General features: G+C 61.6%; 24 protein-coding genes. 19 read left to right on the top strand and 5 right to left on the bottom strand.

The genetic code is table 11. From position 1 onward, the window contains the following. Positions 1–569: 569 nt before the first annotated feature. Complete coding sequence (locus tag ABD970_RS05760) at positions 570–866, top strand: hypothetical protein (protein WP_345294516.1); 297 nt, start codon at positions 570–572, stop codon at positions 864–866. Positions 867–1133: 267 nt separating this feature from the next. On the opposite strand, the gene ABD970_RS05755 is transcribed toward ABD970_RS05760, so the two are convergent. Next, positions 1134–1412, bottom strand: a complete 279-nt coding sequence (locus ABD970_RS05755) for a hypothetical protein (protein WP_345294515.1) — start codon at positions 1410–1412, stop codon at positions 1134–1136. A 462-nt stretch (positions 1413–1874) separates the two neighbouring features. Between ABD970_RS05755 and ABD970_RS05750 the strand changes: the two genes are divergently transcribed. From ABD970_RS05750 to ABD970_RS05705, 13 genes are all read left to right on the top strand, one after another. Beyond that, complete coding sequence (locus tag ABD970_RS05750) at positions 1875–2354, top strand: HNH endonuclease (protein WP_345294514.1); 480 nt, start codon at positions 1875–1877, stop codon at positions 2352–2354. A gap of 132 nt (positions 2355–2486) precedes the next feature. Beyond that, on the top strand, positions 2487–2780 hold the full coding sequence (locus ABD970_RS12465; RefSeq protein WP_425563048.1) for an SdpI family protein: 294 nt from the start codon (positions 2487–2489) through the stop codon (positions 2778–2780). 559 nt (positions 2781–3339) lie between these two features. Then, complete coding sequence (locus tag ABD970_RS05745; RefSeq protein ID WP_345294513.1) at positions 3340–3777, top strand: hypothetical protein; 438 nt, start codon at positions 3340–3342, stop codon at positions 3775–3777. Between the two features lie 29 nt (positions 3778–3806). Continuing rightward, a complete protein-coding gene (locus tag ABD970_RS12460; RefSeq protein WP_425563060.1) occupies positions 3807–4211 on the top strand; it encodes a Rap1a/Tai family immunity protein in 405 nt (134 codons plus the stop codon). A gap of 832 nt (positions 4212–5043) precedes the next feature. After that, on the top strand, positions 5044–5331 hold the full coding sequence (locus ABD970_RS05740) for a hypothetical protein (RefSeq protein ID WP_345294512.1): 288 nt from the start codon (positions 5044–5046) through the stop codon (positions 5329–5331). A 139-nt stretch (positions 5332–5470) separates the two neighbouring features. Next, positions 5471–5998, top strand: coding sequence for a hypothetical protein (locus tag ABD970_RS05735; protein WP_345294511.1), 528 nt, complete (start codon positions 5471–5473; stop codon positions 5996–5998). A gap of 647 nt (positions 5999–6645) precedes the next feature. After that, entirely contained in the window at positions 6646–7089 is a 444-nt protein-coding gene (locus ABD970_RS05730; RefSeq protein ID WP_345294510.1) for a hypothetical protein, read from the top strand. A gap of 613 nt (positions 7090–7702) precedes the next feature. Next, positions 7703–8149, top strand: a complete 447-nt coding sequence (locus tag ABD970_RS05725; protein WP_345294509.1) for a hypothetical protein — start codon at positions 7703–7705, stop codon at positions 8147–8149. A 116-nt stretch (positions 8150–8265) separates the two neighbouring features. Then, the gene (locus ABD970_RS05720; protein ID WP_345294508.1) at positions 8266–8622 is read left to right on the top strand and encodes a hypothetical protein; all 357 of its coding nucleotides are present in this window, start codon (positions 8266–8268) and stop codon (positions 8620–8622) included. Positions 8623–8878: 256 nt separating this feature from the next. Then, positions 8879–9274: a hypothetical protein gene (locus ABD970_RS05715; RefSeq protein WP_345294507.1), complete on the top strand. Its 396-nt coding sequence runs from the start codon at positions 8879–8881 to the stop codon at positions 9272–9274. Beyond that, the gene (locus ABD970_RS05710) at positions 9259–10140 is read left to right on the top strand and encodes an FkbM family methyltransferase (RefSeq protein WP_345294506.1); all 882 of its coding nucleotides are present in this window, start codon (positions 9259–9261) and stop codon (positions 10138–10140) included. The genes ABD970_RS05715 and ABD970_RS05710 overlap by 16 nt, the downstream gene beginning before the upstream one ends. A gap of 93 nt (positions 10141–10233) precedes the next feature. Next, positions 10234–10797: a nuclear transport factor 2 family protein gene (locus ABD970_RS12455; RefSeq protein WP_425563047.1), complete on the top strand. Its 564-nt coding sequence runs from the start codon at positions 10234–10236 to the stop codon at positions 10795–10797. Between the two features lie 626 nt (positions 10798–11423). Further along, complete coding sequence (locus ABD970_RS05705; protein WP_345294505.1) at positions 11424–11945, top strand: nuclear transport factor 2 family protein; 522 nt, start codon at positions 11424–11426, stop codon at positions 11943–11945. A 68-nt stretch (positions 11946–12013) separates the two neighbouring features. Here the strand turns inward: ABD970_RS05705 and ABD970_RS05700 are convergent, their stop codons facing one another. Continuing rightward, positions 12014–12229 carry a hypothetical protein gene (locus ABD970_RS05700; RefSeq protein WP_345294504.1) on the bottom strand — a complete coding sequence of 72 codons (216 nt, stop codon included), beginning with the start codon at positions 12227–12229 and terminating at the stop codon, positions 12014–12016. Between the two features lie 194 nt (positions 12230–12423). Here ABD970_RS05700 and ABD970_RS05695 point away from each other — a divergent pair, with 194 nt between their 5' ends. Further along, on the top strand, positions 12424–12768 hold the full coding sequence (locus ABD970_RS05695) for a VOC family protein (protein ID WP_345294503.1): 345 nt from the start codon (positions 12424–12426) through the stop codon (positions 12766–12768). An 812-nt stretch (positions 12769–13580) separates the two neighbouring features. Beyond that, positions 13581–13946, top strand: coding sequence for a hypothetical protein (locus tag ABD970_RS05690; protein ID WP_345294502.1), 366 nt, complete (start codon positions 13581–13583; stop codon positions 13944–13946). A 206-nt stretch (positions 13947–14152) separates the two neighbouring features. Here the strand turns inward: ABD970_RS05690 and hda are convergent, their stop codons facing one another. The 3 genes from hda to ABD970_RS05675 are packed head-to-tail and all read right to left on the bottom strand — an operon-like array spanning position 14153 to position 17219. Further along, positions 14153–14872, bottom strand: coding sequence for a DnaA regulatory inactivator Hda (gene hda / locus ABD970_RS05685; protein ID WP_345294501.1), 720 nt, complete (start codon positions 14870–14872; stop codon positions 14153–14155). Further along, positions 14869–16071 carry an AI-2E family transporter gene (locus ABD970_RS05680; RefSeq protein ID WP_345294500.1) on the bottom strand — a complete coding sequence of 401 codons (1203 nt, stop codon included), beginning with the start codon at positions 16069–16071 and terminating at the stop codon, positions 14869–14871. Before ABD970_RS05680 ends, hda begins: the two co-directional genes overlap by 4 nt. A gap of 8 nt (positions 16072–16079) precedes the next feature. Then, a complete protein-coding gene (locus ABD970_RS05675) occupies positions 16080–17219 on the bottom strand; it encodes a DUF2066 domain-containing protein (RefSeq protein WP_425563046.1) in 1140 nt (379 codons plus the stop codon). A gap of 117 nt (positions 17220–17336) precedes the next feature. Between ABD970_RS05675 and purM the strand changes: the two genes are divergently transcribed. The 3 genes from purM to purN are packed head-to-tail and all read left to right on the top strand — an operon-like array spanning position 17337 to position 19381. Then, entirely contained in the window at positions 17337–18365 is a 1029-nt protein-coding gene (purM, locus tag ABD970_RS05670) for a phosphoribosylformylglycinamidine cyclo-ligase (RefSeq protein WP_345294499.1), read from the top strand. Positions 18366–18384: 19 nt separating this feature from the next. Continuing rightward, complete coding sequence (locus tag ABD970_RS05665) at positions 18385–18705, top strand: hypothetical protein (RefSeq protein ID WP_345294498.1); 321 nt, start codon at positions 18385–18387, stop codon at positions 18703–18705. Then, complete coding sequence (gene purN, locus ABD970_RS05660; protein WP_345294497.1) at positions 18695–19381, top strand: phosphoribosylglycinamide formyltransferase; 687 nt, start codon at positions 18695–18697, stop codon at positions 19379–19381. The genes ABD970_RS05665 and purN overlap by 11 nt, the downstream gene beginning before the upstream one ends. Position 19382: the final 1 nt, after the last annotated feature.

Below are 19382 nucleotides of genomic sequence, written 5' to 3'. Positions count from 1 at the left end.
CCTGCAAGTGGTGCCTAACAATTCATTCAAGCCGAACCCACATCGGGGCGGCGCCTAGGCGCTCGCCTTCGGCTATATTCGCCCAGTCGCCGCCCCGCTGCGGGTCGGCTTAATTCAGGCGTTAGGCCTCAGCAGAGAATGGACGCGCGCTCATTGGAACTACTGACCCTTCACGGTGATCTGTTGCCACCGGACAAGCGGGCAGTTGCGCGTTGGCTCTGTGAATCCTGGGCCGTAGAGCCATCTCCTGTGCCGAGCTAGCTTCGGCAAAAATATTGGCAGTCTTTCTCGTTCGCCTTAGATGCAGTGGATGCACCAGAGCGCATGACCAGAGAGCTTGTTCTAGAGCTTCTCTCACAGCACAAAGAGCAGGTCGTTGCGCGTCGCCGCACTGAGGCCTAACAATTCGTTCAAGCCGAACCCACATCGGTGCGGCGCCTAAGCGCCCGCCTTCGGCTATATTGCGCTCAGTCGCCGCCCCGCTGCGGGTCGGCTTAACTCAGGCGTTAGGCACCGGAGGAAATAACATGGCAACTTGGTTGGCCTCAGCCGTTCCTCTAATCCCTGACGTGATCAGGCTCGCCACTCCATTCTTCTCAAAGAAACCCGCGGAGAAGCTCCCTGACTTGGCAGCATCTGTCGCGGAATTACAAGAGGCGGCGCTAAACAACGCGGACGCAATTACCAAAAATGCCGAAGCTCTGGAGACATTCGCTGCCAACACTCAAAAGTCGGTTGAGTCGTTGCAATCCACGTTCGTTGAGCTGCGCCGAGACCTGCGTACCGCTCGCACAATCGCACTTGTTTCCGTCACAACAGCTGCACTGGCCTTTTTCCTGGCTGCTTATGCACTGGCCGGTGCCTAACAATTCATTCAAGCCGAACCCGCTTCGTTACAGCGGGCATGGCAATAAAATCCTGCCATGCCCGCTTCCACTACACGGGTCGGCTTAATTCAGGCGTTAGCCGCCATGCAATTTCCGCGCATAGTCACGTTTTTCGTACTCTTCATATGCTGCGCCCCAAGTCTGGCGTGCTCATGGCCCTCGTACACTCCACAAGAGAAGTACAGGACGCATTCCACGGTTGTCCTCGCCTACCCCATTGCTGTCCATACCACACCTAGCAACGCCCTATCTTCTAGCTTTAGCGGGGCGTTTAAGCAAACGATTCAATGGCGCGTACTTGTCAGCTGGAAAGGCAAGTACCAGCCAGGCGATGTTCTTCTCACGCGGATTTCCTATCAGACAACTGTTTGCGGTGACGGTGCCCAGCGCAAGCGAGAGGTCAAGCTGCTCTATCTGCGTGGGAAAGAACCGTACCAAGATATGATTGATGCTCGCCCTGATGACCGCATTGATGACATGAAGTACCTCAGCAAAAGGCCTCGTGGCGGCTAACAATTCGTTCAAGCCGAACCCCCATCAGGGCGGCGCCCAGGTGCGCGCCTTCGGCTATATTTGCACCCGGTCGCCGCCCTGCTGTGGGTCGGCTTAACTCAGGCGTTAGGCCTCATGAAGATGCTTCTACTTGTTGCTCTGCTAGCTCTAGGCGGAGCTTTGACTGTGATTGGATTCAGCGTCTGGCTTCGCTGTGGGTATGACTGCAGTGTTCTGGCTCAGTGGCCAGGCTTCACAGCAACTGGCGCCATGTTGCTGGGTCTTTTGTTGCTTGTCGGCTCATTCGTCCTGCTCCTACTGGTTTTACTCAATGCAAAGAGCCGTGCCAACGACGGGCCATGAGGCCTAACAATTCGTTCAAGCCGAACCCACATCGGTGCGGCGCCTGAGCGCCCGCCTTCGGCTATATTGCGCTCAGTCGCCGCCCCGCTGCGGGTCGGCTTAACTCAGGCGTTAGGTGCCACAGGAAATTTTATGGCGGCCAAAGACACACCATCAATGGCAAAGAACAAGATCAGGCGATCATTACTGGCGATTGTCGATCCTCACCCAAAACCCTCGGAAATCACTGAGCTGTGGGCTTACTTTGACTCGTCTTGCGCCTATTGCGGGGTTGCTATTTCTCGGGACTCGCGCACTGGCCACATTGACCATGTTGTTTCATCCGCTTTAGGTGGCAGCAATTCCGTGTACAACCATGTCTTGTCATGTGCTCGTTGCAACGGTGACGAGAGACGGGAAGAGCCTTGGGAGTCTTTCTTGGCAAGAAAAGCCAATGATCCCGCCACGCTAGCTACCAGGCATAGCAAGATCGTTAGCTGGCTTGCGCGCAATGCTGCTGCGCCAAATCAGGCTCAAATTCGCTCTCGGGCGGACGCAATCATTAGCAATGTCATTGACAACTTCGATTCCGCTGTCAAAGAACTACGGACGCTGCGCAAAGGTGGCACCTAACAATTCGTTCAAGCCGAACCCACATCAGGGCGGCGCCCAAGTGCACGCCTTCGGCTATATTTGCACTCGGTCGCCGCCCTGCTGCGGGTCGGCTTAACTCAGGCGTTAGGCGTCATAGGGAGTCATCACAGCATGACGATTCACTTCTTAGCCTCATTGCTCCTTTGCGCCATTGGCCTTGTATTGCTTCTGGGGGGCCTGCCTCCCAATCGTTGGTTTGGCCTTCGCACTGATCGCACACTTGCTAATCCGGCCGCTTGGTATCGCGCTCACCGTGCTTGTGGTTGGTTCTTTCTAGCGCTCGGCGTTGCTATTTTTGCCATGAGCCTTTGGCCCACTATCCCAGTTCATCCAGCTTGGGGTCTGGCCAGCGTGGCCGTAACGGTAGCGGCAGCCGTGCTTGTATATCGCCGGTATGCCGCCTAACAATTCATTCAAGCCGAACCCGCTTCGCGGGTCGGCTTAATTCAGGCGTTAGCGCTCAGAAAGCAAACACTGTGACCCGCCGAAAAGCTTCTGTACTCCTGTTTGCCTTGGCAGTTGTCACCTGCGGCTACCTGTCGGCATGGTTGTCCTTGACCGCCTGTGCTGAGCTCACTTACACAGACATTCAGCAACGCGGAGTTGTAGGGACGGATTTGAATGATCATCGGATCCCAATCAAGCGGTCCGACGTCTCTGCCAGTGTGGTGGGTCCATTCGTAGTTGAGACTACTTACATGGTTCCGGGCGAGTTTCACGGCACTGTGCACCACGCTCGATTTGTCACATTCTTCACCCGGGGCTTCTGGCTGTCTCGCGACATGATCCACTTGATTTAGGCCTTTAATGCATGCCGCTGTGCGCTAACAACTCGTTCAAGCCGAACCCACATCGGTGCGGCGCCTAAGCGCCTGCCTTCGGCTATATTTCGCTCAGTCGCCGCCCCGCTGCGGGTCGGCTTAACTCAGGCGTTAGGCGGCAATGCGGCTCCGGAGAACCCCAAGTGCTGGAAACGTTGGCTTTTACTTTGATTGTCGTAGCGATTGCTGTGGTTTTTCTCTACGTGAGACAGCTGCAAAACGTTGTGGCTTATGCAAAGGCCCGCAGACTCAAGATTTGCAACATGCAATACAACAATGTGTACCAGATCTACTCTGATTTTAGCTTTCTTAGCGCGCTCTTTTCCGGGAGCGCCTGCGCCGATGTTCCCGATGGCGAGCTACGCCAACGGCTCATTGGGCTTCGTCGACTCTTGATCGCTCAACTTTCAATAGGGTTCGTGGTCTTTTTCCTCGTGGCGGGTGTGGCGGCAAGCCAATCTCCCCACGGACCGTTGCCGCCTAACAATTCGTTTAAGCCGAACCCCCATCAGGGCGGCGCCCAGGTGCGCGCCTTCGGCTATATTTGCACCCGGTCGCCGCCCTGCTGTGGGTCGGCTTAACTCAGGCGTTAGCGCCCAATTGGAGACTTATGCGCCTAATTTTTTTGCTGTTTCTCACACTACCCGTGAGTAGCCAAATTGCTGCGGCATCGGATGGTAACGAGTTGCTATCCCAGTGCAGTGTCATCCTCGAAGCCATGGACGGAAACAAAACTGGGAACGCCACATCACGTGAAGCTGTTGATGCCACACGATGCATGTCGTTTGTAAGTGGCGTATCTCAGACAAGCACCCTTTACGAGGCATCGGGAAAAATGTCCAAGCCGAGCGTCTGTGGGCCTGACCAAGGCATTACAACATCCCAAGCTGTAAGAATTGCGGTCAAGTACCTCAAAGAACACCCCCAAGATCTCCATCAAAAAGCATCTATGCTGGTCATGTATTCGCTAATGGATGCATTTCCTTGCGGCACAGTTTCAAAGATTGGGCGCTAACAGTTCGTTCAAGCCGAACCCACATCAGGGCGGCGCCTAAGTGCCCGCCTTCGGCTATATTGCACTCAGTCGCCGCCCTGCTGCGGGTCGGCTTAACTCAGGCGTTAGGCGCTCATGAGGCATCTACTTTTCTTTGCAGTTTTTTTGGCCGCAGCATGCGCGGAGAAGCCTGCACCTGCTGAGGTAATAAGCAGACAGGATGATCGCGTCTCTATCGTTCAACTACTCTCCAATCCGGAGGAGTTTGATGGTAAATCCGTAACACTTTTGGGTTACTTGCAGATCGAGTTTGAGACTTATGCCTTATGGCTCCACCGCGAAGATCGGGTTCACGGACTTCTACCAAATTGAATTGACATTGAAGCCAATGCGTGCGCAGACAAAGTGGAGCAAGTCAATGAGAAGTACGTGTTGCTTGAAGGAACATTTGTCATCGCCGACAAAGGAACGAATCGCAAGCGACATTTGCTCCAGAACATCACACGCTGCCAAAGCTGGGCAATTGCACAGTAGCGCGCCTAACAATTCGTTCAAGCCGAACCCGCATCGGTGCGGCGCCTAAGCGCCCGCCTTCGGCTATATTGCGCTAAGTCGCCGCACCGCTGCGGGTCGGCTTAACTCAGNACGGACCGTTGCCGCCTAACAATTCGTTTAAGCCGAACCCCCATCAGGGCGGCGCCCAGGTGCGCGCCTTCGGCTATATTTGCACCCGGTCGCCGCCCTGCTGTGGGTCGGCTTAACTCAGGCGTTAGGCCGCGTGAGAACTTCTCTCCTACTGCCCGCAGTTCTTGTCATCTTGACTGCTCTGGCAGGCTGCAGCTCCAACCCCTGCGTGAATGAGATTTCTCAAACTGCTACCTCGCCATCCGGCACGCTCAAGGCCATTGTCTTCCACCGCAACTGCGGCGCCACTACTGGTTTCAACACTCAGGTCTCAATCATTTCCGTTTCCGGATCACTACCTGATTCCGCTGGCAACGCCCTAATCATTGACGGCTCTGCTCCCCTGCAACTCCAATGGCGCTCGGAATCCGCCTTGCACTTGGCAGGATTGGGATCGGCGGACATCTTCAAGCAAGAAGATTCGGTGGCAGGGGTCTCGGTCAGTTATGGCAACTGAGCTGCGGCCTAACAATTCGTTCAAGCCGAACCCCCATCAGGGCGGCGCCCAGGTGCGTGCCTTCGGCTATATTTGCACCCGGTCGCCGCCCTGCTGCGGGTCGGCTTAACTCAGGCGTTAGGGCTTACGGGGAAAGTTTATGGCTGATGAAACATGTGAGCCGACCAAGAAGCCGCCGAACGAGTACCGGCAATGGCTTATAAGTGCTGAGCAAAAGGCACAAGATGACTTTGATAAGGCTGTGCTATCACTGTCTGGCGGCGCGCTTGGCATCTCTTTCATCTTCGTCAAGGACATTATTGGCCCCGGCCTCATCCATCACCCACTCTGGGTTCTTGTTGCTTGGCTGTCTTGGGCACTTAGCTCGCTCGCTATTCTCACGTCTTTTTTCGCAAGTCACATCGCGCTCCGTCGTGCCATCAAGCAATGCGATGACGGCAGTATCTACAGCCAAACGCCCGGTGGTATCTTTTCTTCTGTCACTCGCAATCTAAACGCTTCTGGCGCATTTTTGTTCGTTGTCGGCGTCTGTTTTATGGCCGCGTTTATCTATTCAAATCTCTCCGCAAGGGATGCATCACATGCCAGACAAGAGACCAAGCAACCCACCGCCGAGCAAGCCGCCGGCGAGACCACCGAGCCCACCGCCGACCCGGCCACCCAGTGATAAGCCGGGTGGGGGCATACGCGGACCTGGTAAGGGCTATATCCCACCGCCACCGCCTCGTAAGCCCTAACAATTCATTCAAGCCGAACCCGCTTCGCGGGTCGGCTTAATTCAGGCGTTAGACCTTAGAGTGAGGTCATGGCAACTGGTTTAAAAGCCTCTCGGAGTGTTGTGCTCATCCTTGCGTACGCCGCTGCCGCCGTGGGATTGGCTTATGTGAGCCTAGCTCCTTCGCAATCCTCGCTGCCCGTCGCTGACTGCGTTCCAGTCCCGCCTGATGTCGTCTTTGTCGGACCGACGCTCTCTGTTTCACAAGTTGAGTCGGCGTCACTCAAGAAGATGGCCGGCACCCCTACAGCACCCCAGGTCCCATTTGGCTATATGAACTATGAGTGGTTGCGGCTCAAGGAGCTCATGCTTCGCGGCGATTCAATTCGCCAGTTCAAAACTGACGTCACAGGCGGCCATATGGTTCTCAGAGGAAAGTGTGTCGTTGGTCAGTCACATCGTGGATCCGCTAAGGTCTAACAATTCGTTCAAGCCGAACCCCCATCAGGGCGGCGCCCAGGTGCACGCCTTCGGCTATATTTGCACCCGGTCGCCGCCCTGCTGTGGGTCGGCTTAACTCAGGCGTTAGGCGGCAGAGCATGAATCACCTTATCGTGACCCTAAGACTCTTCGCTTGGACCTTGGCCGCATTAATGTGGCTCATCGTCCTGCTCACACTTACGGGATGGATGCCGTTCTACTCAGAGGAGACTCAAATTCCCGGTTTTCGGGAACGAGCTGTTTCTATTCTTCCGGTCGCTGCTGCCTGCATCGTTCTGTTCCTGCCGCATGCCTTGTTCATTAGGGCTAATGCGTTTGCCGTACTTCTCGCTCTTCACTTGCTATTGCTCACCGCCGTTCTGCGCTTGGTGATTCGGGATACCACTCGCTACCTGGACGGTGCAATTCACATTGCCGCTGTTTACGGCAGCGTCATCGTATTCGTGGTGATTGCCGGTAATGCGGTCGCTCTGTGGCTTCGGTGCAAGAAGCTGCCGCCTAACAATTCGTTCAAGCCGAACCCGCATCGGGGCGGCGCCTAAGCGCCCGCCTTCGGCTATATTGCGCTCAGTCGCCGCCCCGCTGCGGGTCGGCTTAACTCAGGCGTTAGGCCTAATGGACAGCCGCGTTGCTCTCATAGTTCTATGTGTCGCCATCGCGGCCTGCAGCACGGCGAGTGATACGCGACTCGAGTCGCTGGACGAACTCGGTGATCGTCTAGCAAGGACGATTTGCTCTAGGGCGCCTGTAAAGGTGGAGTCGGTACCAAATCCACATGTTGAGGGCCAGATCGACAGGCTGGAAACTCGCCAATGTGCGTCGGGGAGTTCCACGCTCTACATCGGAGAGACTACCTCCGATCCAAATGGGCTGGCGGTAGCCGTCAATATCCTTGCTGAAGGATCCGGCCTTCCTCCCCTCCTAGAAATCGGCCACCCCATTGAGCACGTCATGCAATCACACGGCCCGCCTCAGGAGCAGGCCCCGGGGTCTGTCACTTACGGCTTGGGGATCGAGGGGATCGATACGATCACTATCCGTCACGAGGCAGGCCGGATCACTTCCATCCAGTGGGCTTGGCTCGTAGATTAGGCCTAACAATTCATTGCAGCCGAAACCGCTTCGCGGTTCGGCTTAACTCAGGTGTTAGAGCCCATGCCAATCCTCATGCTACTGGCCACTATTGCAGCAACTGCATCTCCGGTTGGCACGGCGCAACTTTTGTATCAGAACCTCCCAGATTTCTACATCTATCCGGAAAAAGCGCGACCCTTGCTTTCGGAGCGCCTTCACAAACTCCTTTCGGCAGAGGCGCGCTGCACCGATGGTATGCAGTGCGCCATTGGCACTTACCCCTGGACAGGCGCGCAAGATGGAGACATTCAAGAGCCCATCACCTTCAATGAAATATCGCGATCTTCCAGCATCTCCAACATACAAATGTGCTATCACTTTTTTCTGGGTGCAGAGCCTGCTGCTAATCAATGCTCAACCATTGTCATGGTGCAGACTTCAACAGGTCATTGGGTGATGGATGACTTACTAGACCCATCCGGCTACTCGCTGCGCCACACATTAGAGTCATACGACTATGGGCTCTAACAATTCGTTCAAGCCGAACCCACATCGGTGTGGCGCCTAAGCGCCCGCCTTCGGCTATATTGCGCTCAGTCGCCGCCCCGCTGCGGGTCGGCTTAACTCAGGCGTTAGGCACCTAAATGATCTTGCACATTGCTTTGGTACTTGCGGTTTCAGCCAGTAGCTCATCAAGCCCGGGCCTGTGCGCGGGAAGCAAGAGCAAGATCGAACCTGATATGCAGATCCATGAGTCGGATTTGGGCAGAGGTGCGGCGCTGGCTGCGTCCAAGAAACTCCAAGACATGGTTCAGCGCGGACGGCTGGGTGGTGAGTTCCAGTTTGGGGTCATGAACCAGCTCAAGATCATCCGGGGCCATGTACTCCTGCACCAAGCTCATTCTGACCGCAAGGAATTCGGTCCTGCCTCTCTAGAGGCAAGAGAGTCGACTCAGGTCTTTTGCAAATGGCTTGGCACCGAGGGCTTCTGGTATGACTAGCTTGCCGGATACGGTGCCTAACAATTCGTTCAAGCCGAACCCACATCGGGGCGGCGCCTAGGCGCTTGCCTTCGGCTATATTCGCCCAGTCGCCGCCCCGCTGCGGGTCGGCTTAATTCAGGTGTTAGGTGGCCAAGGAAGCCTCATGCACTTTTGGACAACAGCACTCCTCGCTGTTCTCGCGTTTACTGTGACGGCCGCGGAACCCAGTCGAGAAGTTCCGAGTCGATTCATAGGCTACTGGTGCACTGAGAGCTTGTCGGATGAGGACGCTGGAGAGTCTGACATCCATATCGGCAAATCCGAGATTGGCTACTACCAAAGTGCTGGCAAGATTCTTTCTGCGGCAGCGGACGGCGATGAACTGGCGTTGATAGTTCAACTCACTGTTGATGGCGACACGCGGCTGGCCACTCACGAGTTCGAGATCCCCGGCAGTGGTGACACGTTGCTTTCTTTGCGGCCGAATGGCCAGCTACTGATACGTAAGCGGTGTGACCCATTACCGGGCACGCCTTCTAACAAGTCGTTCAAGCCGAACCCGCATCAGGGCGGCTTGAGTCAGGCGTTCGGCGAGGCATGCGGGGAAGTCGCGCTACGAATGGTGATGGGCCATCAAAGTGATCCGGAGGCCTTGTGCACGAGATCATAAAGGCGGCTTACCGCGCCTTGCCGATGAAGCGGCAGTTGTTCACGGCGATCCGTTGCGTCGGTGTTCCGCGGTCCTATCGAAGAATGTACTTCGACGGCACTTTCACAGTGAACGTCGACAAGGGTCGTTCTTTTCAAATGGTGCAGCACAACCGTTACGGGATCGAAACCGAACTCTTCTGGAAGGGGCTTGCAGAAGGCTGGGAGACTGAGTCGATATCCATATGGATGGAACTTTGTAAAGAAGCCCATGTCATCTTGGACATAGGCGCAGCCGAAGGGCTTTATGCGCTGGTGTCTAAGTGCCTGCGCCCTGCATCACGCGTGCTCGCCTTCGAGCCCTTCGCCTTACCTTCTGCTGAGCTAAGAGGCAATATCTCCCTGAACGGGTACGACATCGAGGTACACGAAGTTGCTTTGTCCGACTTTTCGGGGGAAGCAAGTTTCTACGCGACACTGGAGTCGTCCAACGAAGGCTCCCTAATCCCATCGCCATGCAACCCGGGATCACGGGTGGCTCAACGGGTTCGCGTCGCCACACTGGCCGACATCATCGAACGAGAAGGCCTGGAACGGGTCGACTTGATTAAAGTCGACGTCGAGGGAGCGGAGCCAGAGGTATTGGGAGGAATGGGACCCTACCTTGAGCGCTTCCGGCCTTCAATTATCGTCGAAATCCTCAACGATGATGTCGGACGCCGAGTGCAGGAGCGGGTCGAGGGGCTGGATTATCTATATTTTGACGTTAACGACGACCTGAGAAAGGGTCCCAAGGGGATTCGCCGTGTGCCGGAGATCAGGAAGAGTGTCTGCTTGAACTATCTGCTCATTCAAAGGCCAGTAGCCTCCTCATTGGGCATCGCCTAGGAATTCGTCCAAGCCGACGCCGCTTTCTGGTGCAGCTTCCCTCAGGCGTTAGGCCGCGGCCGATTACATCGATCTTTGGAGTTCAAGAACGTCATGCCTAAGCTGCAAGTTGGTTGGGTCATTGTGCTAGTGCTCGTCGTTCAGCTCGCACCAGGCAGGTGTGCGTCCAGACGTGCGCCCGCCTCCAACCCCCCACCTGACACGCCGGCAATTGTCGGTTCAGCTAGCGAGGCAGAGTCAATACTCGCCGCACGCGCTTCCTTGAACCAAGCGTTGCAGGACCGGGATGTCACTACTTTTGCCCGGCTCTGGAGAGCCGATCTGCGAGCGATCGTTGGCGGCAACGGCGGAATGACCGTTGGCTACGACCAGAATGTTGAGTTGAATCCTCGGATGTTCTCAGGTTCCTCATTCCTATCGGGCGAGCGAAATCCCGAGCGAATCGAGGTGGGGGCGTCCAACGGTGGGCATGAGCAGGCGGCTGAGTCAGGGGAGTGGGTTTGGCGGATTTCGCAAAACGGGACGCCCCCCCACTTGAGCGGTCGGTACCTGATCTACTGGCGCAAAGATGGGTTGACGTGGAAGATCCTGCAGGAAACCTATGTCACCACGGCTTGCCGGCCGGCACCGCAGTGTGGAGTCTCAGCCCAACCATGAAATCAGAGCCTCACCCTGACAGTTTGTCCACGCCGACACCGCTTCTCGGCTCGACTTCTCTCACACCGTGGGCGGCATGGTGAGGCTAATTCCTCTTGTGGTGTTACTCCTCCCACTTGTTGCTTGCGCCGGCACGGTCGATGGTTCGCGTCTTGTCTCAGTGGCCGGAGTGAAACAAGGTGCATCGCTTCAGTCGGTGATCGCCCTACGCGGAAAACCGACGTCCGAGTCGCAGCCCGAGGACTTCGTCGAGCTGGTGCATCACTACGAGGGGCTCGAGGTCGGCTACTTTCAGTCCCGGGTCGTACACGTCCGGGCTACCGCCACGGGTTGGTGCACCGCCCATGGCCTCTGCCCAAGTAACTCCACCAGACGAATGCAGGCGCTGTACGGGGCCCCTCGCGTCCACCCGTTTCGCCCGCATGTCGCCACATACTGGCAGAGCGGTCCCGATTGCTGGTATGTGTTCGAGCTATCGCAGGGCGTCGTGGCGGAGGTAGGCATCGCGTGCCAGCCTTAAGGATTCCCCCTCCCGATTCGTGCTGGCCGGACCCAGATGCGGATGGCTTATCCCAGGGCCTGGGAGCCGCCGGGGACATGCAACCACTCTCGACACAGGAGGCGTCATGAAAAGCTGCCTTTTGGCATTCGGAACGGTGATTCTGCTTTCGGTTTTGCCCTTGTCCGCGAGCTCCCAGGAAGCGACGGGCGAATCTCGAGAACGACTGATCGCAACCGAGCGTGAGTCCCACCAGCAGTGGTTGCGGGCCGACTTGGCAGCGCTCGACGCGCTCATGGCGCCTGACTTCCACTTCGTGGTCATGAACGGCGCCGTGGAATCAAAGGCGGACGTCGTCGGTAGCGACCTGCCTCCCGAGGATATCCTGAGGACCAGGCCTCTCCAGGTCGCAAGCCTTCGGGTGGAGCCGGAGAAGGTGTTCGTTCGCGGGGAAACCGCGATAGTCATCTCCCTGTTGCATATCGAGGCCACGGTGCGCGAGCGGCCCATTCCCGAGCGAATGAGGATCTTGAGCGTCTATTCCCGGACCCAGGAGGATCCGGAATGGCGGCTGACGGCGAGGTCGATCACGCCGATCCAAGTCCGGCCTGCCGGGGCGAAAGCAAGTCCGGCACCGCCTGGGGAATAGGCAGCCGACGCGACTTGCACGCCGCCTGGCTGCGGCCCGTCAGGCGCCTATTGCAACTATGGGGAACGTCAAGAGGGATCGCCCTTGCGCGTGCTCGCATCCGTTTCGGCAGTTCGTTCTGACAACTTGCCGTCGAGCTTTTCGGCGTTCTCCGCCAGGATGGATTTCATCCGATCGTCGTGCGCGTTCACGGCGTCTCCTCCATGGTCGCGCTCGAACTCCTGGAATTCCTTCGACACTGGCTGGGATTCCTGAGCGTTGGCTTCGGTGTTCTTCGCGTTCAACGTCGCACTCCTCTCAAGCTATTGGTCGACCATCTATACGCCCGTGGCTGTAGGCCTGCCGTGAGTCGTCAACCTGATCCGCGCCCAAGCGCCGCCTTCGGCTATATTGCGATCCATCGCCGCCCCGCTGCGATTGGCTTGACCCAGGCGCCAGGCGGCATGCACGCACCATCGCAAGCCTTGGGAGGTCAGAGATGCGCGTCCACTACCTCGAAATCGTGTCGATCGACCCCGACGCCACCTGTTCCACCCTGTCCGCGTCCCTCGGCGCGCAGTTTGGCGAGCCGGTTCCCGCCTTGGGCAATGCGCGTACGGCGCCATCGCCCGACGGCGGCATGGTTGGTGTCCGCGCTCCCATGCACGAATCCGAGCAGCCTGTGGTCCGCCCATATTGGTTGGTCGACGACATCAACGGCGCGCTGGCGAGTGCGGTGGCTACTGGCGCGCAGGTCGCTCACCCGCCTATGGAACTCCCGGACCTGGGGACGTTCGCAATCTTCATGCAGGACGGTACGCAGCAGGGACTGTGGCAGGTCTGAGGGCGTCACCCGCACGCCGCCCGCAGTTCATGCAAGCCGAAACCGCATCGGAACGGATCGACCAAGTCGTCATGTCCCATGCCAAACTCCAGGCCTTGCCTTTCCCCGGCACCGCTTTCCCACCCGCAGTAGCGCCCCTGGCAGCTTGCCCGTCGGCATCCTTCAGGCGTGAGGCGACACCACCAGGTTGATCCGGTCTGCCGTCATGTCCAAGTCCGTGGTGCCTGCACTCCTGGCGCTCGCCACTTTCTCCGGGTATTCGCTTGTGTCCGGCGCGCCGTACCTTGAGGCCATGCTCCCTGGTGGGCTGCCGCTGGGAAACGCGCTGGCTGCCGTTGCCCTTTGTGCGATCGCTGGCGCGGCGTTTTCCCTCAGCGCGCGCGGCACCATGTTGCGAGCCGTGTCAGGGGTTTCACTTCTGCTCACTGCGACCTGGCTCCCGTTGTCGGCCGGCCTTGCAGGGAACCTGGCGCTTAATTTCGGCAATGGGCGGGGCTCCGCGTGGGTTGGGTGGACTCTTCTGGTTGCCGCCCTTGCGGTGGGCACCCTTGCCTGGGCGCTGGTTGCAGCCCTGCTACGCCGTGCTCGGCGTGCCAGGGCCGGCTAATCGGGTTCAGGCCGGACCCAGTTCTGCGCGATGCCCAAGTGCGCGTCTCCAGCGTTTTCGCTTCCAGTCGCAGCCACTCGACGCGGCACGGCTCCGGGGCGTGCAGGGTGCCTGACGGGAACCGGCCTCGAAGCAGGAGTCGCCCCCTGCCGCCGTTGGGCGTAGGCTTTCGGGAGTCCTCCTTTCCGACCCGACGGTTTTCTGCATGATCGGCGCGAACGACGCCAAATTGCTGTTGGCTGCAGCGCTCGCCGCGTCCCTCCCGCTCGGCGTCGCCACCGGGTGCGATGCACATGCGCCGGTCTCGGTGCGCACCGAGCAGTTCCCCAGGCCCCCGTATTCGGGTGCGACCTACGCCATCTACGAACGCGGCGGGGCCGTCGTCTGCACCACGCTGGAGGTCTGCAACAAGTTCGACCAGTGCGACACCAGCCACCATGCCGGGCCATTCAAGGACCCGGTGGACGAGGACACCGGCGAACCCTACGGGACCTCGCCCGCCGTCCGCATTCCGCCGGAGGGGCTTCGCGACCATGCCTGCCTGGTGCGGTTCGCGATCGCGGACGACTGAGCAATCCGGTTCCTGTCACCGCGCCAGCGGACCTGCAGGCGGGCGGGCCGTGCCGCATATCCATCGTCATCGCAGGTCGCCGCGCCGTCGGATCCGGATTGCTTGGACCGGGGTGATTGCCCATCGGCCACGCCAGCCGCCGCGGCCCGATCGGGCCGCGATGTGCACAGCAAGACGACTGCCAGGGTTTGCACGCCCGCCGACGCTCAGCCGTCCAGCACCTCGCGCAGGAAGGGCACGGTGATCCGCCGCTGGGCGGCGAGGGAGGCGCGGTCGAGGGTGTCCAGCAGCGCGGTCAGGCTGGCGAGGTCGCGCTGCGTCCGGCGCAGCAGCCAGTCGACCGCGGCGGCGTCCACCTGCAACCCGCGGCGCCGGGCGCGGCGCAGCAGCACTTCCCGGCGTCCGGCGTCGTCCAGCGTGGCGAGCACGACGCGCGTGCACTGCGACAGGCGGGAGCGCAGGTCGGGCAACGCCAGCGGAAGTGCATCGGGCGAGCAGGCCGCGGTATAGACGACGGCATGTCCGCGATCCCGGGTGCGGTTGTGGAAATCGAACAGGGCGACTTCGTCCTCGCGATGCCCGGCGATCGCGTCGAGTCCATCCACGGCGACGAAGTCGCTTTCGTGCAGGCCGCCCAATGCCTCGCGCAGCCTCCCGGCCGCCGCGGCGGGCGCGATGTAGGCGGCTGTGCGTCCCTGGCGCTCGGCGGCCGCGCAGGCCGCCAGCGCGAGGTGGGTCTTGCCGCTGCCGGAAGCGCCGACGAGGTAGACGGATTCGCCTCCCTCGCCGTTGGCCAGGGCGCGCAGCGGGGCAATGGTCGCGTCGGACGCGGCGACGAAGGCTTCGAAGCACTGGTCGGGCGGATAGCGCAGCGCCAGCGGCAACTGCTGCCGGCCACCGGGGCCGGGCGGTGCCGGAACGCTCATCCTGGCGGGACGGGCGGCCCGGCTGGGCCCGTCTGCCTGCCGGTCGACTCCCGGGAGTCGCCGCTGGTGCCCGGGACGGCGTCCAGGTAGGGCTCCAGGGCGATTTCCGGCGAGTCGCCGGCGTACAGGCGGCTGCGCAGGTAGCGCTGGTGGGCGAATCGCAGCAATACGTTGGCGACCGCCGCCACCGGCAGGGCCAGCAGCATGCCGAGGAATCCGAACAGCTGGCCGCCGGCGAGCACGGCGAAGATCACCGCCACCGGGTGCAGGCCGATCCGGTCGCCGACCAGCTTGGGCGTCAACCAGTAGCTCTCGATCAACTGCGCGACGGTGAACACCACGCCGACGCCGAGCAGGTGCTGCCAGTCGCCGTACTGCACCAGCGCGGCGATCCCGCCCATCACCACCACTGCGGCGGGGCCGAGGTAGGGCACGAAACTCAGCAGGCCGCCGATGATGCCGATCAGGATGCCGACGTCCAAGCCGACCAACCACAGCCCCACCCCATACAGCACGCCCAGGCAGAGCATCACCAGCAGCTGCCCGCGGATGAAGCCGCTGAGCATGGCGTCCGAGCCCTTGGCAAGTTCGGTCACGGTGGCGATGTGGCGGCGCGGGACCAGCGAAGCCATGCGTTGCACCAGCTTGTCCCAGTCGCGCAGGAAGAAGAACGTCACCACCGGCAACAGCACCAGGTTGACCAGCCAGGCGATCATGGCGAAGCCCGAGCGGGTGACGTAGCCCAGCACGCTGGCGGCGATGCCGCCCGCACGCTCCCAGTGCTCCTGCACCAGTTCGATGAGGCGGTCGGGGTCGAGCCAGCGCTGGATCTCGAAGCCGGTGCGCAGTTCCAGCCAGGGGATGGCGGTCTGCAGTAACCAGTCGCGGTAACCCGGCAGGGAGTCCACCAGCACGACCAGCTGGTGCTGGATCATCGGGATCAGGATCGCCAGCGCGAGCACGATCAGCAGCGACATCGCCGAGAACACCAGCACCACGGCCTGGATGCGCGTGCGCCCCCGCGCCTCGAGCCGATCGACCCAGGGATCGCCGAGCCAGGCCAGCAGCGCGGCCAGCACGAAGGGCGTGAGCACCGGTGCCAGCAGCAGCACCAGCCAGCCGGTGAGCAGGAAGACCAGCAGCCACTGCAGCCGCCGGAAGAACCTGGCGATGCTGGCCAGCGCGGCGGTATCGTCCATGGCGGGTCTCAGCGCAGCCGGTAGACGGGTGCGTTGGAGGCGGTCTCCACGCCGTCGCCGGCGTCACCGTCGGACACCGCGGCGAGCACGCTCTCGTCCACGACCCGGCGGAACCCGCTCAGGCCGGTCAGCAGGTCGAGTTCGAGTTCCAGCGCTTCGGGCGTGGCGCGCACCGGGGTGATGCGGCGCACGACCGACGTCGACTGCAGGTAGGCCGAGAGGCGGATGAAGTCGTCGGCCGAGTGCAGGCCGGTGAAGACCACGCGGTGCTCGCCCGGCGGCGCGGCGGTCCCGGCCTTGGCATAGCGCCGGGTCAGGGCATCGGCCGTGCCCTCGGCGCCGGTGGCCATCAGCCGGCGGGCATCGCGGCCCTCCTCCGACCAGCGCGACAGCACCCGGCCTTCGTCGACGAAGATCCAGTCGGCCTTCCAGCCGCCTTCGTGCCGATACAGTTTTCCGATGAGCTGCTTGGGCGGGCTGTAGCGCGAGGACAGGCGCGCGATGGCGCCGGTGTCGCCGCGCCAGATCGCGCCGACGGCGGCCTGTTCCGCGGCGGTCCCGCTGGGCAATCCCAGGCGGTAGCCGCGCTCGATGGCGCGGTCCAGCACCGGTCGCGCCGCGTCATTCTGCTTCAGCGACACGAGCCGGGGCCCGCGGCCGTCGTCGATCGCCAGCCACAGCACCGGCTTGGGACGGGGCTGCGGCCAGATGGGCAATCCGAGCGCCGAGGCCACGGCATCGACCTCCGACGGCTTGAAGCGGACGACCAGGGTGGTGCGGTAGGTGGGCGCACCGCTGGCCGACCGGCCCTCGTCCTGCCGGAAGTCGTAGCCGTCGACGAAGTCGGAGGCATGCCGCAACTCGCGACCCACGCCGGGGCGGCCAGCCACGTTCTTGTCGCCCGAGAGCTTGGCCAGCACCTGCACCAGCGCGCGCGCAAAGCCCGCCTGCCGGGCCGACGCGGTCTGGCTGGTCACCGGCACTTCGGCCGAATAGAGGCCGTCGGCCCTGGCCACGTCCCCTTCCATCCGCTGCGCGGCGGCCAGTCCGGGCAGGACGGCCAACCCCAGCGCCACGACCCAGGCCGCCATCCATCGGCAACGCGCCATTCCCGGTTCCTTGTCCAGTCGATTCGGCAGTGCATTCATGCCCGAATGGTGCCGCAGCCACGCCCCGGCGTCCATGACGGGGGCCGCGACGCTGCTAAAATCGGTGGTTTCCGCGCCCTGCGAGCCCCCGTGACCGTCCCGACCCCTTCCGCCGGCATGACCTATCGCGACGCCGGCGTGGACATCGATGCAGGCAATGCCCTGGTCGAACGCATCAAACCGCTGGTCCGGCGCAGCTTCCGCCCGGAGGTGATGGGCGGGCTCGGCGGCTTCGGCGCGCTGTTCGACCTCTCCGGCAAGTACCGCGAGCCCGTTCTGGTGTCCGGCACCGACGGCGTCGGCACCAAGCTCAAGCTGGCCCAGCAACTCGGCCGCCACGACACCATCGGCATCGACCTGGTGGGCATGTGCGTCAACGACGTGCTGGTGCAGGGTGCCGAACCGCTGTTCTTCCTGGACTACTTCGCCACCGGCAAGCTCGACATCGACACCGCCGCCGCCGTGGTCGGCGGCATCGCCGCCGGCTGCGAGATGGCAGGCTGCGCGCTGATCGGTGGCGAGACCGCCGAAATGCCCGACATGTACCCACCGGGCGAGTACGACCTGGCCGGCTTCACCGTGGGCGCGGTCGAGAAGTCGGAACTGCTCGATGGCGGCAAGGTCGCCGCGGGCGACGTGCTGGTCGGCGTGGCGTCCTCGGGACCGCACTCCAACGGCTACTCGCTGATCCGCCGCATCTACGAGCGCGCCGGAAGCCCGGCCGACCTCGAGGTGGGCGGGATCGCGCTGGCCGATGCGCTGATGGCGCCGACCGCGCTGTACGTCAAGCCGGTCCTCTCGCTGCTGCGCGGCGAGCTTGGTCCCGCGATCCACGCCATGGCGCACGTGACCGGTGGCGGCCTGACCGAGAACATCATCCGCGTGGTGCCCGAGGCGCTGTCGCTGAGCATCGACGCCAGCGCCTGGCCGCAGCCCCCGGTGTTCGAGTGGCTGCAGCGCGAAGGCAACGTGGCGCCGGCGGAGATGTGGCGCACGTTCAACTGCGGCATCGGCTTCGTGCTGGTGGTGGCGGCGGACGCCGTCCCGGCGCTGGAGCGCGCCCTCGACGCGCAAGCCCTGCCCCACTGGCGCATCGGCGAGGTCGTCGCATCCACCGCGGCGCCCCGCGTCGTGATCTCGGCATGACCGGCCGCGGGATTGCAAGGTGCTGATCGGCATCGAGTATTCGCAACTCGGCCGACGCTCGCGGGTGCTGCTGCTCCTGGCCGGCGCGCTCCTGCTCCTGGCGGCCACGCTCTACTGGTTCGCGCCCGAACCGCCGGTGCGCTATTTGCGCGTCACCCTGCTCGCCATCGTCTTCATGGGCGCGTACTGGCTGTCGTTCCTGTCCGACTTCCGCGGCCGGCTCAAACGCGCGCAGGTCTTCGTCGCCACCGCCCTAGGCCTGCTGCCGTGGCTGCTGGTCCTCCTGCTGGTGCTGCTGTTCCCAGAGTGGCTGATCGCCCTGCTGCCCAATGCCGCCTGACGTCGCGTCCGGCGCGAGCGAATGCCCGCGCATCGCGGTCCTGGCGTCGGGACGCGGCACCAACCTGCAGGCCTTGCTCGATGCCATCGCCGACGGACGCTTGCGGGCAAGCATTTCCGGGGTGTTCTCCGACCGCAGCGGCGCACCGGTCCTGGAGCGCGCCCGCGACGCCGGCGTGCCTGCATGCGCGATGGATCCGGCCCGCTTCGATTCGCGTCGTGCATTCGACCTGGCCATGTTCGATGCCGTCGCGGCATCCGGCGCGGACTTCGTGGTCTGCGCGGGTTACCTGCGCCTGCTCGACGAAGTCGTGGTCGAGCGATGGCGCGGACGCATGGTCAACATCCACCCCTCGCTGCTGCCGGCGTACAAGGGCCTGCGGACACACCAGCGCGCGCTCGACGACGGCATCGACATGCATGGCGCGAGCGTGCATTTCGTGACGCCCGACCTCGATGGGGGGCCGGTGCTCGCGCAGGTGCGGGTGCCGGTGCTGCCCGGCGACGACGCGCGCACGCTCGCGGCCCGCGTGCTGGAGCGGGAACACCCGCTGCTGGTGGCTTGCGTCGACATGATTGCCCAAGGCACGGCGCGCCTGGTTGAAGATGGCGTGATGCTCGAAGGAGTGCGCCTGCTCGCGCCGCTTCAGCTGGCAGCCAACAACACGCTTGCATGAT

It is taken from the genome of Luteimonas vadosa (genome assembly GCF_039543545.1).
GTDB lineage: Bacteria > Pseudomonadota > Gammaproteobacteria > Xanthomonadales > Xanthomonadaceae > Luteimonas > Luteimonas vadosa.
This window is presented reverse-complemented; position numbering and strand designations above follow the sequence as displayed.

What these genes read in the sequence shown, in the direction of transcription:
- ABD970_RS05750 (WP_345294514.1), top strand. Translation starts at nt 1,875, where the DNA reads ATGGCGGCCAAAGACACACCATCAATGGCAAAGAACAAGATCAGGCGA.
- ABD970_RS12465 (WP_425563048.1), top strand. Translation starts at nt 2,487, where the DNA reads ATGACGATTCACTTCTTAGCCTCATTGCTCCTTTGCGCCATTGGCCTT.
- ABD970_RS12460 (WP_425563060.1), top strand. Translation starts at nt 3,807, where the DNA reads ATGCGCCTAATTTTTTTGCTGTTTCTCACACTACCCGTGAGTAGCCAA.
- ABD970_RS05735 (WP_345294511.1), top strand. Translation starts at nt 5,471, where the DNA reads ATGGCTGATGAAACATGTGAGCCGACCAAGAAGCCGCCGAACGAGTAC.
- ABD970_RS05730 (WP_345294510.1), top strand. Translation starts at nt 6,646, where the DNA reads ATGAATCACCTTATCGTGACCCTAAGACTCTTCGCTTGGACCTTGGCC.
- ABD970_RS05725 (WP_345294509.1), top strand. Translation starts at nt 7,703, where the DNA reads ATGCCAATCCTCATGCTACTGGCCACTATTGCAGCAACTGCATCTCCG.
- ABD970_RS05720 (WP_345294508.1), top strand. Translation starts at nt 8,266, where the DNA reads ATGATCTTGCACATTGCTTTGGTACTTGCGGTTTCAGCCAGTAGCTCA.
- ABD970_RS12455 (WP_425563047.1), top strand. Translation starts at nt 10,234, where the DNA reads ATGCCTAAGCTGCAAGTTGGTTGGGTCATTGTGCTAGTGCTCGTCGTT.
- ABD970_RS05705 (WP_345294505.1), top strand. Translation starts at nt 11,424, where the DNA reads ATGAAAAGCTGCCTTTTGGCATTCGGAACGGTGATTCTGCTTTCGGTT.
- ABD970_RS05695 (WP_345294503.1), top strand. Translation starts at nt 12,424, where the DNA reads ATGCGCGTCCACTACCTCGAAATCGTGTCGATCGACCCCGACGCCACC.
- ABD970_RS05690 (WP_345294502.1), top strand. Translation starts at nt 13,581, where the DNA reads ATGATCGGCGCGAACGACGCCAAATTGCTGTTGGCTGCAGCGCTCGCC.
- hda (WP_345294501.1), bottom strand. Translation starts at nt 14,872, where the DNA reads ATGAGCGTTCCGGCACCGCCCGGCCCCGGTGGCCGGCAGCAGTTGCCG.
- ABD970_RS05680 (WP_345294500.1), bottom strand. Translation starts at nt 16,071, where the DNA reads ATGGACGATACCGCCGCGCTGGCCAGCATCGCCAGGTTCTTCCGGCGG.
- ABD970_RS05675 (WP_425563046.1), bottom strand. Translation starts at nt 17,219, where the DNA reads ATGAATGCACTGCCGAATCGACTGGACAAGGAACCGGGAATGGCGCGT.
- purM (WP_345294499.1), top strand. Translation starts at nt 17,337, where the DNA reads ATGACCTATCGCGACGCCGGCGTGGACATCGATGCAGGCAATGCCCTG.
- purN (WP_345294497.1), top strand. Translation starts at nt 18,695, where the DNA reads ATGCCGCCTGACGTCGCGTCCGGCGCGAGCGAATGCCCGCGCATCGCG.